This is a genomic window from Kitasatospora sp. HPM-01-4 (assembly GCF_051374625.1).
GTDB lineage: Bacteria > Actinomycetota > Actinomycetes > Streptomycetales > Streptomycetaceae > Kitasatospora.
Genome location: NZ_JBPQGP010000005.1, coordinates 4354371 through 4369227, shown reverse-complemented (window position 1 = coordinate 4369227; position 14857 = coordinate 4354371). Strand labels below are relative to the sequence as shown.

General features: G+C 72.6%; 11 protein-coding genes and 1 pseudogene. 8 read left to right on the top strand and 4 right to left on the bottom strand.

Features of this window, described 5'->3' with window-relative positions; translation table 11 throughout:
• Positions 1-31: 31 nt before the first annotated feature.
• Positions 32-1069, bottom strand: a complete 1038-nt coding sequence (locus ACSMTC_RS19005) for a potassium channel family protein (RefSeq protein ID WP_436564731.1) — start codon at positions 1067-1069, stop codon at positions 32-34.
• Between the two features lie 372 nt (positions 1070-1441).
• Here ACSMTC_RS19005 and ACSMTC_RS19000 point away from each other — a divergent pair, with 372 nt between their 5' ends.
• A complete protein-coding gene (locus ACSMTC_RS19000; RefSeq protein ID WP_436560895.1) occupies positions 1442-2419 on the top strand; it encodes an NAD(P)H-quinone oxidoreductase in 978 nt (325 codons plus the stop codon).
• A 180-nt stretch (positions 2420-2599) separates the two neighbouring features.
• On the opposite strand, the pseudogene ACSMTC_RS18995 reads toward ACSMTC_RS19000, so the two are convergent.
• A pseudogene (locus ACSMTC_RS18995) lies at positions 2600-2764 on the bottom strand (TrmO family methyltransferase domain-containing protein); the annotation flags it as partial.
• Positions 2765-3334: 570 nt separating this feature from the next.
• Here ACSMTC_RS18995 and ACSMTC_RS18990 point away from each other — a divergent pair.
• The 4 genes from ACSMTC_RS18990 (at position 3335) to ACSMTC_RS18975 (ending at position 8858) form a co-directional block, all read left to right on the top strand.
• Entirely contained in the window at positions 3335-4330 is a 996-nt protein-coding gene (locus tag ACSMTC_RS18990; protein ID WP_436560894.1) for a hypothetical protein, read from the top strand.
• Positions 4331-4466: 136 nt separating this feature from the next.
• Positions 4467-5090 (top strand): bacterial proteasome activator family protein, encoded by a 624-nt coding sequence (locus tag ACSMTC_RS18985; RefSeq protein ID WP_436560893.1) that lies wholly within the window; start codon positions 4467-4469, stop codon positions 5088-5090.
• 304 nt (positions 5091-5394) lie between these two features.
• On the top strand, positions 5395-6921 hold the full coding sequence (locus ACSMTC_RS18980) for a protein kinase domain-containing protein (protein WP_436560892.1): 1527 nt from the start codon (positions 5395-5397) through the stop codon (positions 6919-6921).
• Positions 6922-7031: 110 nt separating this feature from the next.
• The gene (locus ACSMTC_RS18975; protein WP_436560891.1) at positions 7032-8858 is read left to right on the top strand and encodes a protein kinase domain-containing protein; all 1827 of its coding nucleotides are present in this window, start codon (positions 7032-7034) and stop codon (positions 8856-8858) included.
• A gap of 201 nt (positions 8859-9059) precedes the next feature.
• Here the strand turns inward: ACSMTC_RS18975 and ACSMTC_RS18970 are convergent, their stop codons facing one another.
• A complete protein-coding gene (locus ACSMTC_RS18970; RefSeq protein WP_436560890.1) occupies positions 9060-10148 on the bottom strand; it encodes a phosphotransferase enzyme family protein in 1089 nt (362 codons plus the stop codon).
• Between the two features lie 57 nt (positions 10149-10205).
• On the bottom strand, positions 10206-10865 hold the full coding sequence (locus tag ACSMTC_RS18965; protein WP_436560889.1) for a response regulator: 660 nt from the start codon (positions 10863-10865) through the stop codon (positions 10206-10208).
• A 357-nt stretch (positions 10866-11222) separates the two neighbouring features.
• Between ACSMTC_RS18965 and pdhA the strand changes: the two genes are divergently transcribed.
• Genes pdhA through ACSMTC_RS18950 form a run of 3 tightly spaced genes read left to right on the top strand, consistent with a single transcriptional unit; the run spans position 11223 to position 14782 of the window.
• On the top strand, positions 11223-12377 hold the full coding sequence (pdhA, locus tag ACSMTC_RS18960; protein ID WP_436560888.1) for a pyruvate dehydrogenase (acetyl-transferring) E1 component subunit alpha: 1155 nt from the start codon (positions 11223-11225) through the stop codon (positions 12375-12377).
• Positions 12377-13351 carry an alpha-ketoacid dehydrogenase subunit beta gene (locus tag ACSMTC_RS18955; protein ID WP_436560887.1) on the top strand — a complete coding sequence of 325 codons (975 nt, stop codon included), beginning with the start codon at positions 12377-12379 and terminating at the stop codon, positions 13349-13351. Before pdhA ends, ACSMTC_RS18955 begins: the two co-directional genes overlap by 1 nt.
• 15 nt (positions 13352-13366) lie before the next feature.
• Complete coding sequence (locus ACSMTC_RS18950) at positions 13367-14782, top strand: dihydrolipoamide acetyltransferase family protein (RefSeq protein WP_436560886.1); 1416 nt, start codon at positions 13367-13369, stop codon at positions 14780-14782.
• Positions 14783-14857: the final 75 nt, after the last annotated feature.

Here is a 14857-nt window from a genome sequence, read left to right as displayed (position 1 = left end):
CGGCCGAGGCGGCGGGTGCGGAGCGCCCTCCCTACTGGCTCACCCGCCGGATGGTGATGACACGGTCGGTGAGGTGGAGGGTGGCGGCCTCGGGGTCGGCGTAGTCGAGGATCCGGTGGCCCCGGACGACGGCGAGGACCAGGTCGGCGCAGTCGCGGGGGCTGTGCCCGGCCTCGGCGCGGGTGACCGGGCGTTCGACCAGATCGAGGCCGCTGCCGTAGGTCAGCAGATCCCCCATGACCACTCCGGCGTTCGGGCTGAGCATGGAGAGGCCGAGCAGCCGGCCCGCCGAACTGGAGCTGGTGACCACCATGTCGGCGCCGCTCTGCCGCAGCAGCGGGGCGTTCTCGTCCTCCCGTACCGCGGCGACCACGGTGGCGCTCTTGTTGAGCTGGCGTGCCGTCAGGGTGACCAGGGCGGCCGTGTCGTCCCGTTCCGGTGCCACCACCACCCGTGCGGCGCGCGGCAGTTCGGCCCGCCGCAGGGTGTCGGTGCGGGTCGCGTCGCCGACTACGCCCACCAGCCCGTCCATCGAGGCCTGTTCGACCGCCTTGTGCTGCGGGTCCACCACGACGATGGACTCCTTCGGCACGCCCTGGCCGAGCAGGGTCTGGACGGCGCTGCGGCCCTTGGTGCCGTAGCCGATGACGACGGTGTGCTCGTGCACGGTGGACCTCCAGCGTTCGATCCGCCGCTGCCGGCGGGTCCGTTCGGTGAGCACCTCCAGGGTGGTGCCGACCAGGATGATCAGGAAGAGGACGCGCAGCGGGGTGATCACCAGGATGTTGGTGATCCGTGCGGCGTCGCTGACCGGGATGATGTCGCCGTACCCGGTGGTGGAGAGGCTGACGGTGGCGTAGTACGCGGCGGCGAGCAGGCCGACCGTGCCGCCGGCGTTGTCGTGGTAGCCGTCGCGGCCCAGCCACACGATGAGCGTGGTGGCGACCAGCACCGCGAGCGCCAGCAGCAGCCGCCGGGCGATGTGGCGCATCGGTGGGACGTACCGGCGGCCGGGCAGCGTGATGTCGCGGCCCGGGTCCGGGTCCCGGCCGGCGCGGGCGGTGTCCATGGCGCGCGCCCGGGCCTCCTGTGGAGTCCACAGGTGCGGGGCGCGGCGGCCGGACTTGGATGAACGGTCACCAGTCACGGCACCAAGCATGCTTGATCCCGGCTTCGAACAGCGCCGTTGACCTGCAGTGTGTCGGCCGGGCGCCTTGGATGGCGGTCCAACGAAGCCTGGCAGGCGCGGACTTGGGTGATGGGGAGTGCAACTGTCGCCGCGCGCCGGAGCGTTGGCACGCTATGTCGCATCCTCGCTACGTTCCGTGTTCCGTCTGCTGCCTGCCGGCGACGTGGGCGCGCGTCGGCCGGCCGCTGCGATCCGCCGTGTTCCGGTGAGGCCCACTGAGGTCCGGTCCGGTTTGGGAGTAGCGTCGGAGCCATGTATGCGATCACGATTCCTGAGCCGGGCGGCCCGGAAGTGCTGACCTGGGCGGAGGTGCCGGATCCGGTGCCCGCAGCCGGGGAGGTGCTGGTCGAGGTGGCGGCCAGTGCCGTCAACCGGGCCGATCTGCTGCAGCGGCAGGGGTTCTACGACCCGCCGCCGGGTGCGTCGCCCTACCTCGGCCTCGAGTGCGCCGGACGGATCGTCGCGCTCGGCCCGGGCGTGGCGGGCTGGGCGGTCGGCGACGAGGTGTGCGCCCTGCTCAGCGGCGGCGGCTACGCCCAGCGGGTGGCGGTTCCGGTCGGCCAACTGCTGCCGATTCCCAAGGGGTTGACCCCGGAGGAGGCCGCCGCGCTGCCCGAGGTGGTCGCCACGGTCTGGTCCAACGTGTTCCAGGTGGCCCACCTCAGGCCCGGTGAGACGGTGCTGATCCACGGCGGGGCGAGCGGGATCGGGACGATGGCGATCCAGCTGGCGAAGGCGGTCGGGGCGAAGGTGCTGGTGACCGCGGGCAGCCCCGAGAAGCTGTCCCGCTGCGCGGAGCTGGGGGCGGACGTCGGGATCGACTACCGCAAGCAGGACTTCGTCGAGGCGGTGAAGGAGGCCACCGGCGGCGCCGGGGTCGACGTGATCCTGGACATCATGGGCGCCAAGTACCTGCAGCGGAACGTGGACGCGCTGGCGGTCAACGGCCGCCTGTCGATCATCGGCCTGCAGGGCGGGGTGAAGGGCGAGCTCGACCTCGGCACCCTGCTGGCCAAGCGGGCCGCGGTCGTCGCCACCAACCTGCGCGGCCGTCCGCTCGCGGAGAAGGCGGCGATCGTGGCGGCGGTGCGCGAGCACGTCTGGCCGCTGATCGAGGCGGGCGTGGTCAAGCCCGTGGTGGACCGGGTGCTGCCGATGACCGAGGCCGCCGACGCCCACCGGGCGCTGGAGGCGGGCGAGCAGGTCGGCAAGGTGATCCTCAGGGCCTGAGCCGGGTCCGCCGGCGGGCACGGGCCCTGTCTCCGCACGGGCGGGGGCAGGGCCCGTGCCCTTGGCGGAGGGCGGCGACTCGCGTCCTATTGCCGGTCGGTCCTGGTAGTACCCGCGCATCACCTCGGTGGACCAGGACGGCTGGGCGACCTCACCCTGCGGCCCGAACTCCACCATGTACGGCTTGATGTCGACGACCGGCGTTCCGTCGACCGCGTCCAGGCCGGGGACGTGCACGTCCGGGCCGGCGAAGATGCCGACCTTGGGCCACTCCGTGTTGCCGCGCGGCCCCGGCCGGTGAGGGTGCCGACTTTGCCGGCGGACCCGGCGGCCACCTGCTGCCAGAGCAGCCGGCAGCGGTCCGCCGGGATGCCGAGTACCGAGGCGATCTCCTGCGCGAGGCCCTCCAGCGCGGCGCGGCCGGGGCTGGGGCCGGGAGAGTAGAGCGTTACCACAGGCATGTCAGTTCCCCTTCGACGTAAGCGGCTTGACGCCGGTCACCATGGTGGTGCGCACCGGGCACATCGACTCGACCGGGCCTCGGACGGCCACGGGAGGCGGTCGAGGTGGCGGTGGGACTCCTCCGTCGGCAGGCCGGTCTGCCCTGGAGCCGTGCGGCAACGGCGGGTTGATGTCCGAGCGGCTTCTGGAGCCGTATGCCGGACGTGGGATTGACGGATCGTCAGAACAGCTGTCCATGGCCTTCGCGGCCGCGGATCGGGGCCCGTCGGGGCGGGTTGGGAGCCGGGGGCGGTGACGCGGCGGAGCGCGGTGACGGTGAGTGGCCGGAGACTCCGAAGCAGTGACCGAAGTGTCCGAAGTGCCTGAGATGTCGGAATGTGTGAATCTGGTGCGGAGTTGTCCCGCCGCCGGCCGCGTCCCGAGCGCGGTCGGCCGTCGGAAGGACCTCCGTCCGTGGCCGCACTTACCAACGCGTTCTCCACGCTCTGTGCCGCGCTGCCGCCCTGCTGTGCCGTACCGCGCCGGTGGGCGGCGGTCGCCGCCACCGGCGTGGTCGTGCCGCTGCTGCTGGCAGGTCCGGCCCTGGCGGTGGGCGGTGGCGCCGCCCCCCTGCTGGCATCGGCGGGCATGGCTGCCACGGACACGGATCCGATGCGGACGGCCGGCCCGGCACGGGCCGGCCATCCGGCCGGGCGGGGCCTTCCGCAGCCGTTCGCGGCGCCGGGGGCGGCCGCGAGTCCGGCGGCGGGTGTCGCGGGGCTGTCCACCGAGGCGTTCGGGCCGCTCGCACCGGGGGTGCTCGCGTCGTTCGTGGCCGGGGCCGAGGGGCGCATGGTGCTGCCGCCGCTGGCGCCGTCCCCCGCCGGGAGTGCCGTCGAGGCGTCCGTGGAGCAGGGCGGTGCCGCGCCGGGGACGGCCATGCCGACGGCTCCGGCCACGCCAGGGCCCTCGGCGGCGTCCGGGGCCGCTGCCCCGTCCGGCCCGACCGGTGAGCGGGCCGACGGGGAGGCGGCCGGGCCGAGCGCGGTCCCGTCCGAGGACGCTCCCGGCGGCGGCTCTGCGGGCGGCGGCTCTGCGGGCGGGGCCGGCGATCGGCCGTGGGGCGCCTCCTGGGGCGGTGTCCGAGGTGCGCCGCCCTGGGCCGTGCACCGGTGGGCCAGGGGCGGCCCACGCGGCTCCGGGCCCGGCCGCGGGTCCGGCGGGGCGGACGAGGCCGGTCCGCTCTGGCCGGACGTACCGGCGGACGGACCGCAGGATCCGGAGCCGGGCGAGGAGCCGTCGCCGACCGCCGATGCGGCCTCGCCGCGTGCGCAGGCACAGGGCGTGGACGGCCTGTCCGGGCCGATCCGGTGGACCGACCCCTCCAACCTCCAGTTCCCGCTCGGAGCCGGGCTGACCATGATCGGCTGCGGTCTGGCGCTGATCGGGCTGCGGCTGCGCGGGCGCTGAGGGCGGGATCCGGGCGCTTTCGGACGGATTGACGGTTAGTCAGGGGGTCAGGAGCGGGGCGGCCGGGTGGCCGGTCCTGGACCGCGTCATGGTCGGTCAGTTGACCCTCTCGCTGCCCGAAGCATATGAAGGAGCTATGACGAAGCCGATGAACGAACGGTCGCAGTCGGAGTCGTACCAGGCGGCGGCCCAGGGGGCGGACGAGGGCGCGAAGGTGCTGATCGTCGGCCCGGACGGCATGCCCATCGGTGCGGTTCCCAGCGGTTTCGCGGGCCGGTCCGGCGGCGGTGAGGGCGAGAGCGCGGAGCCCCGGGAGCTGCCGGTGACCGAGATGGTCGAGCAGCCGGCCAAGGTCATGCGCATCGGCAGCATGATCAAGCAGCTGCTGGAGGAGGTCAGGGCGGCGCCTCTGGACGAGGCCAGCAGGGCCCGCCTGAAGGACATCCACGCCAGCTCGATCAAGGAACTGGAACTCGGGCTCGCCCCCGAGCTGGTCGAGGAGCTGGAGCGGCTCTCGCTGCCCTTCACCGAGGACTCCATCCCCACCGAGGCCGAGCTGCGGATCGCCCAGGCCCAGCTGGTGGGCTGGCTGGAGGGGCTGTTCCACGGGATCCAGACCGCGCTGTTCGCCCAGCAGATGGCCGCGCGGGCGCAGCTGGAGCAGATGCGGCGGGCACTGCCGGCGGGCGGCCACGGCATGGAGCACGAGGACGAGGAGCCGGCGCCCGGCCGCGGCTTCCGCTCGGGCCCGTACCTCTGACCCGTATCTCTGACTCATACCCCCAGTGCTGAGGCCGGGCGGCGGCCTCGGCCGGGTGAGTGCTCCGGCCGTGTGCCGCCCGGGGCGCGCGGAGCCCCGGTGGGCGGCCCCGCGCCCCGGCGCGCACGCCGTGATCCCGGCCCGCTTCCCCCCCGGCGGCGGCCCGTCGCCCCCTGGACCGGGGCCGTGACGGATTGCCGATACCCTGGCCCGTGTCGTCGGCCCCGGCCGCCGACCGGCGGGTCCCGGACCCGGACGAGACGACGCGGCTGCGGACCGCCGGGCCGAGGGGGAGTGGACGACCATGAGCGAGGACAGCACCGCCACGGGCGGGCCTGCGATGGGATCCGCCCTGGGGCACGGCCGCTATGTGCTGCGGCGCCTGCTCGGCCAGGGCGGCATGGCCTCCGTGCACCTGGCGCACGACACGGTGCTGGACCGCCAGGTCGCGGTGAAGACGCTGCACACCGAGCTCGGCCGCGAGGACTCGTTCAAGCTGCGGTTCCGCCGCGAGGCGCAGGCGGTCGCCAAGCTCCAGCACACCAACATCGTCTCGGTCTTCGACAGCGGCGAGGACATCGGCGCGGACGGTTCGGTGACCCCGTACATCGTCATGGAGTACGTCGAGGGCAAGGCGCTGCGCGATGTGCTCAACGAGGCGATCACGCGGTACGGCGCGATGCCCGTCGAGCAGGCGCTGAAGGTGACCGCGTCGGTGCTGTCGGCGCTGGAGGCCTCGCACGACCAGGGCCTGGTGCACCGGGACATCAAGCCGGGCAACGTCATGGTCAGCACCAAGGGCGTCGTCAAGGTGATGGACTTCGGCATCGCGCGTGCGCTGCAGTCCGACGTGACCTCGATGACCCAGACCGGCATGGTGGTCGGCACCCCGCAGTACCTCTCGCCGGAGCAGGCGCTCGGCAAGGGCGTGGACGCGCGGTCCGACCTGTACTCGGTGGGCTGCATGCTCTTCGAACTGCTCACCGGCAGCCTGCCGTTCGACGGGGACACCGCCTTCTCCATCGCGTACAAGCACGTGCAGGAGGAGCCCCCGGCACCGTCCACGGTGAACCGGGCGGTGACCCCCGAGGTGGACGCGCTGGTGGCCCGGGCGCTGCGCAAGGAACCGGCACACCGGTTCCCGAGCGCGGACGCGATGCGCACCGAGATCGAGCGGATCACCGCCGGGACGCAGGGCGGCGGGCCGCTGCAGGCGAGCACCCCGCTGGTGATCGGCGAGGGGCCGCGCTCGGTGCACGCGGCGCCGTCGACGTCCGACTTCCCGCAGGTGCAGGGGTACCGGCAGCAGCCCTCCTTCCCGCAGGCACCGCAGACTCCGCCCGGCCCCAGGACCCCGCCCGGCCCGCAGCCTCCGTATCAGCAGACGCAGCCGACCCCGCAGCCGTTCCCACAGGTGGCGCCGCATTTCCAGCAGCCTGCCCAGGGGTACCAGCAGACGCCGACGCCCTTCCCGCCGCAGTACCAGACCCCGGCGCCGTTCCCGCAGCAGGCGCCGACCCCGCAGCAGTTCCCGCGGCAGGCGGCGCCGACCCCGCAGCCGTTCCCCCAGCAGGCGCCCACGCCGCAGCCGTTCCCGGCGCCGCAGCCGCAGGCCTTCGCGCCGCGTCCGGCGAACAACGGCGGCGGCAACGGCTGTGGGACGGCCCTGGTTGTGGTCGGCGTGATCGTCGGCCTTATCGTGCTGGCTGTGATCATCATCGGCATCGTGGCGGCCAAGCACGAGAAGCAGAAGGTGTTGAACCTCAACACCACCGGAGCCCGGTCGATCTCGGTGGTCCAGCTCGATCAAGGTCGGAACAGTACGTTCTGAACCGTATTGGCAGGTCTGCGGTTCCACGCTCGGCACACCGAAGCTGTAGCGTTCTGAGGACGTAACCGAAGGGCGACCGCGCACCGAGCGACAGCCCGGGGCGAGGAGTGATGGCACAGACACAGACGCCGGGAGACGGCGAGGCGGAGCGCGCCCAGGGTGCCGGTGACCAGGGTTCCGGCGGCCCGGAGCACACCGACGAGAACACTCGGCAGACGTCCGGGGCGCAGGGCGCCGGTCCGGACACGGAGGAGTCACCGCTGCTGCCGCCCGACCAGGTGTTCACCCCGAGCCGCGGCACCGCGGCTCCGCTGGGCACGCTCGGCGGCGGCCGCTACCGCATCACGCACCGGCTCGGCCGGGGCGGCATGGCGGAGGTCTACGCCGCACAGGACGTGCGGCTCGGCCGGACCGTCGCGATCAAGCTGCTCCGCTCCGACCTGGCCCAGGACGACGTGGCCCGGCTGCGCTTCACCCGTGAGGCGCACGCGGTCGCGGCACTCAACCACCACTCGATCGTCTCGGTGTACGACACCGGCGAAGAGGAGCTGGCGGGGGACTCGACCCCGTACATCGTGATGGAGCTGGTCGAGGGCCACACCGTCCGTGAGCTGCTGATGGACGAGGACGCGCCGCCGGTCGACCAGGCGCTGATCATCACGGCCGGGGTGCTGGAGGCGCTCGCCTACAGCCACCGCAACGGCATCGTGCACCGCGACATCAAGCCCGCCAACGTCATCATCACCAACACCGGCGCGGTGAAGGTGATGGACTTCGGCATCGCCCGGGCGCTGACCGGCGGCGCCACCACCATGACCCAGACCGGCATGGTGATGGGCACCCCGCAGTACCTGTCGCCGGAACAGGCCCTGGGCAAGGCGGTTGACCACCGGTCGGACCTGTACGCGGCCGGCTGCATGCTCTACGAGCTGCTGACGCTCCGTCCGCCGTTCACCGGGGACACCCCGCTCTCGGTGGTCTACCAGCACGTCCAGGACATGCCGGTGCCGCCCTCGCAGGCCAACAGCCGGGTGCCCGCGGCCCTCGACGACCTGGTGCTGCGCTCGCTGGCCAAGAACCCGGACGACCGCTTCCAGAGCGCGGACGAGTTCCGGGCCCATGTCCAGCACGCCCTGCGGGAGATGCACGGCGCGGCCAGTGCCGCCTTCGCGACCGGGCCGACCGCCGTCGTCCCCGGGATCCCGGGCCAGGGCTACGGCGACGCGACCGCCGTCACCACGGCGCTGGGCTCGGTCGACGGACCGGGCGCCGGTGTGGCCACCCCGAACGACCAGACGGCGATGATGCCCTACCCGGCCGCCGCCGCCCAGTACAACGCCCCGTCGAGCCCGTACCCGGGCGGTTCGTACGACGGCGGGCACGGTGGCGGTTACCAGGACGACGGCTACGGCCACGAGGGCGACGGGCGCAAGCGCAAGCCCTGGGCGCTGCTGGGCGGGCTGGTGGCGCTGTTCGCGGTGGTGGCGATCGGCGCCGCGATGGCGCTGAGCCCGGGCGGTTCGAAGCACGATTACAACCAGACGCCGAAGACCGGCACCTCGCAGAGCCAGTCCACGGAGCCGACCGACACCCCGGACACGTCGGCGCCGTCGCCGCTGCCCATGCCGAGCCACAGCATCGGCGGCAACACCAACCCGAACCGCAACTCCCCGCCGCCGGAGTGGCAGGACACCCAGACGCCGCCCCCGACACCGGGCCGCTCCGCCGGGGCCTCCGGCTCGCCGACCCCGTCGTCCTCGGCCTCGGCACCGGTCAGCGCACCGCCCAGCGACTCGCCGACCGACCAGCCGACCTCCGGGCACAGCAAGCCCCCCGGCCCCACCCCCTCCGGTGGCCAGAGCGGCCCGCCCGACACCGGTAAGGGCTCCGGCGGGGGCTCCGGTGGAGGCGCCGGCGGGGGCACCACCAACAACTGACGGAAACCAGGGGGTTCCGGAGCTCCTCCGCCCTCCTGACAGTTGCGCCGCCCGACCTCAAGGTCGGGCGGCGCAACGTGCTTTCCGGGAGGTGAGCCGGTCATGAGCGCAGCGGTCGCCCTCCGACCCGCGCGCGGGGCCGACCCGGAGGAACCTCGCGTCCCCGCCGGTTCCGACGGGCCCCGCGCCCGAGCACGCCGGTCAGTTGGTGAAGGCGTCCAGGACCTGTTCGTACTCCTGGCACCACCAGGCGAGTTGGCCGGCCGAGGCGGGGAAGAGCGGGTCGGCGCGGTGGTCCCCGCGCTGGTAGTGCCACTGGAGCATCCAGAGGTCGTTGAGGCGCTCCCACCACACGCGGTGTACGGCGGCGGCCAGTTGGGCCGCGGTGGCGGCGCCGCAGGCCCGGTAGGCCTGGGAGTAGCGGCGGACCCGGACCAGGTCCAGGACGCCGCTCTCCCGGTCGTTGAAGATCAGCGTGGCGGCCCGGACGGCCTCCTCCGCCTGCGGGCGGGTGCCGAGCTTGTCCCAGTCCAGGACGGCCGCGAGGCTCTCGCCGCGGTAGAGCAGGTTGAGGCCGTGGAAGTCGCCGTGGGTCCAGCCGGTCGGCGGGGCGCTCTCGGGGGCGGGCCGCCGGTGCCGGTACAGGGCGATCAGTTCCAGCCGTTCGGCCAGGCGCTGTTCGGCGAGCGCGTCGAAGGGGCCGTAGGCCTCGGTGCGGGCGATCCGCCGGCGCAGTTCGCCGACCAGGAGGACGGTCTCGGCCGGCTCGGCGGTGCCGTGCCCGGCGGGCTGCGGTACGGGGGCGCAGACCTTGCCGAGTGAGCCGTGGATCCGCCCGAGCAGCTCGCCGAGTCCGGCGGACTGCCCGCAGGTCAGCTCGGTACCGTGCCGGTGCCGGCCGGCGACCCAGGGGTAGAGGGCGAACAGCCGTCCGCCGTACGAGGTCACGGTCCGGCCGCCGAGGGCCGGCAGCGGGGACGGGGTGGGCAGTCCGAGGGCGTGCAGGTCGCGGCTGGCGCGGTGCTGGGCGGTGATCGCGGTCCGGGTGGCGGTGACGTGGTCGACGTAGCACTTGAGGAAGTAGCGGCCGGATCCGGTGGTGATCCGGTAACCCCGGTTGAGCAGTCCCTCGGCCACCGGCCGTATCTCGCGGGGCCTGCCGATCCGGTAGGAGCGCAGCACTCCGGTCAGGTCCTCGAGTGCGACCGGGGGGCTGAGGGTGCCGAAGGGGGGTGCGGTGCGGTCCGGCCGAGCCGGTGCGCACACGATGATCTGGCCTTGCGTTGTCACGGAACAGGAGCGTAATCAAGTCCTGCACATGTACTTGACATTGTGTCAGAGATGTGCCTAATGCTGATGATCGGCCTGACGCCGGGCCACATAGGCGGCCGCCTGGGTGCGGCGCTCCATCCCCATCTTGGCCAGCAGGCTGGAGACGTAGTTCTTGACGGTCTTCTCGGCCAGGTGCAGTTCGTTCCCGATCTGGCGGTTCGTCATACCTTCGCCGATCAGGTCGAGGATCCGCCGCTCCTGCTTCGTCAACTGGGCGAGCCGTTCGTCCTCCTTCTCGCCGCCGTCGCGCAGCCGCTCCAGGACCCGGCTGGTGGCGATGGGGTCGAGCAGGGACTTTCCCGCCGCCACGTCGCGGACCGCCGAGATCAGGTCGGTGCCGCGGATCGCCTTCAGTACGTACCCGGACGCCCCGGCCATGATGGCGTCGAAGAGCGCCTCGTCGTCCGAGAAGGAGGTCAGCATCAGGCACCTGATCTCGGGCCGGTGCGAGCGGATCTCGCGGCAGACCGCCACGCCGTTGCCGTCCGGCAGCCGGACGTCGAGGATCGCGACGTCGGGGTTGACGGCCGGGATCCGGGTCAGCGCCTCGGCGGCGGTGCCGGCTTCGCCGACGACCGTGATGTCGTCCTCCATGGACAGAAGGTCGTGTACGCCGCGTCGGACGACCTCATGATCATCTAGCAGGAAAACCCTGATTTGTCCGTTTCCAGTCACGGTCAAATGCTCCCATACACCTTCAGGAAAGACATATCGCCTCTGTCACTCCGAGGGCAGAATCCGTGCCGATTACCCCCTTACGCGAAAGCCTCCGCCCGGATAGCGTGCGCAGGTGTCCTGACGGCCACCACGTGAGGGCTGCACCACACCTGCCGTTCTCGGGCGTGAACAAGTAGGACGTCCTAGCGCAAGCGCGCCAAGGGGCGCCGCTGGGTAACGTTCTCGTGAGGGACGCCGTCGGAAAGGGAACACCACCTGCCTTGCAGTCGGTGCGCACACCCACGCGTGCCTGCGAGGCGGTGACCGGACCGGTCACCGGCGACCCCGGGCGGCCGGACAGACCGAGGAGTGAACGTGACCGTCAAAAGCACGGCGAGGGCGCGCAAGAAGGCCGCCCCCGGCGTCCCTGACAACCTCCGCACAAAGGGTACGGACGCCCCGCCGGAGCTCGTACAGCTACTCACGCCCGAAGGGGACCGGGTCGAGAACCCGGAATTCCCGCTGGCGATCACCGCGGAGGAACTCCGCTCGCTCTACCGCGACCTGGTCCTGGTCCGGCGCTTCGACGGCGAGGCCACCTCGCTGCAGCGCCAGGGCGAACTGGGCCTGTGGGCCTCGCTGCTCGGCCAGGAGGCCGCCCAGGTCGGCTCCGGACGCGCGATGCGCCCCGGTGACTACGCCTTCCCGACCTACCGCGAGCACGGCGTCGCCTGGACCCGCGACGTCGACCCGCTGAACCTGCTCGGCATGTTCCGCGGTGTGAACCACGGCGGTTGGGACCCGAACGAGAAGAACTTCCACCTCTACACCATCGTGATCGGCGCGCAGACCCTGCACGCCACCGGCTACGCGATGGGCATCACCAAGGACGGCGCCGACGACGCGGTGATCGCGTACTTCGGCGACGGCGCCTCCAGCCAGGGTGACGTCAACGAGGCCTTCACCTTCGCCTCGGTCTACAACGCCCCGGTCGTCTTCTTCTGCCAGAACAACCAGTGGGCGATCTCCGAGCCCACCGCCGTGCAGACCCGCATCCCGCTCTACCGCCGCGCCTTGGGCTTCGGCTTCCCCGGCGTCCGGGTGGACGGCAACGACGTGCTGGCCACTCTCGCGGTCACCCGCTGGGCCCTCGACCACGCCCGCAGCGGCAACGGCCCGGTGCTGGTCGAGGCGTTCACCTACCGGATGGGTGCGCACACCACCTCCGACGACCCGACCCGCTACCGGATGAGCGAGGAGACCGAGGCCTGGAAGGCCAAGGACCCGATCACCCGCCTGCGGGCCCACCTGGAGAAGGAGGGCCTGGCGGACGAGGAGTTCTTCGCCCGGATCGAGGCGGAGAGCGAGGAGTTGGGACTCAGGGTGCGCGAGGGCGTGCGCGGCATGCCCGACCCGGACCCGACCCTGATCTTCGACCACGTGTACGCCGAGCCGCACGCACTGGTCGAGGAAGAGCGGGCTGAGTACGAGACGTACGCGGCGTCCTTCGAGGGCGGGGAGAACCACTGATGGCCGGTCAGCTGAGCATTGCCAAGGCGCTCAACGAGGCCCTTCGCAAGTCGTTGGAGAAGGACCCGAAGACCGTCCTGATGGGCGAGGACATCGGGAAGCTGGGCGGGGTCTTCCGGATCACCGACGGGCTGCAGAAGGACTTCGGCGACAGCCGGGTCATCGACACCCCGCTCGCCGAGTCCGGGATCATGGGCACCGCGATCGGCCTCGCGCTCAGAGGCTACCGGCCGGTCGTGGAGATCCAGTTCGACGGCTTCGTCTACCCCGCCTTCGACCAGATCGTCTCCCAGCTGGCGAAGATGCACGCCCGCGCGCTCGGGCACGTGAAGATGCCGGTCACCGTCCGCATCCCGTACGCGGGCGGCATCGGCGCGGTCGAGCACCACAGCGAGTCCCACGAGGCGTACTTCGCGCACACCGCGGGCCTGCGGGTGGTCACCCCCTCCAGCGCCCAGGACGCGCACTGGATGCTGCGCCAGGCCATCGAGTCCGACGACCCGGTGATCTTCCTGGAGCCCAAGCGCCGGTACTGGGACAAGGGCGAGGTCCTGGACGCGCCCGACCTGCCGCTGCACGCCGCCCGGGTGGTGCGGCCCGGCACGGACGCCACCCTGATCGCCTACGGCCCGATGGTGAAGGTCTGCCTGGAGGCCGCCGCGGCGGCCGAGGAGGACGGCCACCAGCTGGAGGTCATCGACCTGCGCTCGCTCTCCCCGGTCGACTTCGACACCCTGGAGGCCTCGCTCAAGCGCACCGGACGCGGCATCGTGGTGCACGAGGCGCCGGTCTTCATGGGCATGGGCGCCGAGCTCGCGGCCCGGCTGACCGAGCGGTGCTTCTACCACCTGGAGGCGCCCGTCCTGCGGGTCGGCGGCTACTTCGCGCCGTACCCGCCGTCCCGGGTCGAGGAGTCCTACCTGCCCGACCTGGACCGTGTGCTCGACGCCGTCGACCGCGCGCTGGCGTTCTGATCCCCGGGAGCGATGATGACCACTGCAGTTCGCTCGCTCCGCGAGTTCAAGATGCCGGACGTCGGCGAGGGCCTCACCGAGGCCGAGATCCTGACCTGGTACGTCAAGCCCGGCGACGAGGTGACGGACGGTCAGGTCGTTTGCGAGGTGGAGACCGCCAAGGCGGCGGTCGAGCTGCCGATCCCGTTCAACGGGGTCGTCGAGCAGATCTTCTTCCCCGCCGGGACGACGGTGGACGTCGGCACGTCGATCATCTCCGTCGCGGTCGGTGCGAGCGCCGGTGAGGCTGCCCCCGCGCCCGCCGTCGCGGACGCCGCCGCGGCCGCTGAGGAGGTCGTGCCCGAGCGCCGCGAGGTGCTGGTCGGCTACGGGCCGCGCACCGGTGGCACCCAGCGGCGGGCCCGCCGCAGCACCGCGGCCGCCCCGGTTGCCGCTCCGGCCGCTGCCCCGGTCGCCGCTCCGGCCGTCGTCGCTCCGGTGGCCGTTCCGGCCGTCGTCGCTCCGGCCACCGCTCCGGTGACGGGTGAGCGCCCGCTGGCCAAGCCGCCGGTCCGCAAGCTGGCCAAGGACCTCGGGATCGACCTGCGGGCCGTGGTGCCGACCGGCCGGGACGGTGTGATCACCCGCGAGGACGTGCACGCGGCCGCCGCGGCGGCCGTACCGGTCGAGGCCGCGGCCCCGGCTCCGGTCGCCGAGGCCGTGGCCGTGGAGGCGGTGCAGGCCGGTCGGGGCGACGTCCGGGTGCCGATCAAGGGCGTCCGGAAGGCCACCGCGCAGGCGATGGTGGCCTCGGCCTTCACCGCGCCGCACGTCACCGAGTTCGTCCAGGTCGACGTGACCCGGACGATGAAGCTGGTCCGCAAGCTCAAGGAGACCGGCGAGCTGGGCGCGGGCGTCCGGGTCAGCCCGCTGCTGCTGGTCGCCAAGGCGCTGCTGACGGCCGTCCGGCGCCACCCGGAGATCAACGCCGCCTGGGACGAGGCCGCCCAGGAGATCGTGATCAGGGGCCAGGTCAACCTCGGCATCGCGGCGGCCACCCCGCGCGGCCTGATCGTGCCCAACATCAAGGACGCGGGATCCCAGACCCTGCCGCAACTGGCTGTCTCGCTCGGCGAGTTGATCGAGACCGCGCGCCAGGGCAAGACCCCGCCGGCCGACATGCAGGGCGGCAGCATCACCATCACCAACGTCGGCGTCTTCGGGGTCGACACCGGCACCCCGATCCTCAACCCCGGCGAGGCCGCCATCCTGGCCTTCGGCGCGGTGCGGGAGCTCCCGTGGGTCCACAAGGGCAAGGTGGTGCCGCGTCAGGTCACCACCCTCGCGCTCTCCTTCGACCACCGCCTGGTCGACGGCGAGCTCGGTTCCAAGGTCCTGGCGGACGTCGCCGCGATCCTGGAGCGTCCGGCGCGCCTGATCACCTGGGGCTGACCGCCCCCCTGACCGCCCCGGGCTCCGTTGCCGGTCGGTCCAAGTCCGGTGGGACCCGCCTCGGTTGAGGCGGGT

What these genes read in the sequence shown, in the direction of transcription:
- ACSMTC_RS18985 (WP_436560893.1), top strand. Translation starts at nt 4,467, where the DNA reads ATGACGAAGCCGATGAACGAACGGTCGCAGTCGGAGTCGTACCAGGCG.
- ACSMTC_RS18950 (WP_436560886.1), top strand. Translation starts at nt 13,367, where the DNA reads ATGACCACTGCAGTTCGCTCGCTCCGCGAGTTCAAGATGCCGGACGTC.
- ACSMTC_RS18980 (WP_436560892.1), top strand. Translation starts at nt 5,395, where the DNA reads ATGAGCGAGGACAGCACCGCCACGGGCGGGCCTGCGATGGGATCCGCC.
- ACSMTC_RS18975 (WP_436560891.1), top strand. Translation starts at nt 7,032, where the DNA reads ATGGCACAGACACAGACGCCGGGAGACGGCGAGGCGGAGCGCGCCCAG.
- ACSMTC_RS19000 (WP_436560895.1), top strand. Translation starts at nt 1,442, where the DNA reads ATGTATGCGATCACGATTCCTGAGCCGGGCGGCCCGGAAGTGCTGACC.
- ACSMTC_RS19005 (WP_436564731.1), bottom strand. Translation starts at nt 1,069, where the DNA reads ATGGACACCGCCCGCGCCGGCCGGGACCCGGACCCGGGCCGCGACATC.
- ACSMTC_RS18955 (WP_436560887.1), top strand. Translation starts at nt 12,377, where the DNA reads ATGGCCGGTCAGCTGAGCATTGCCAAGGCGCTCAACGAGGCCCTTCGC.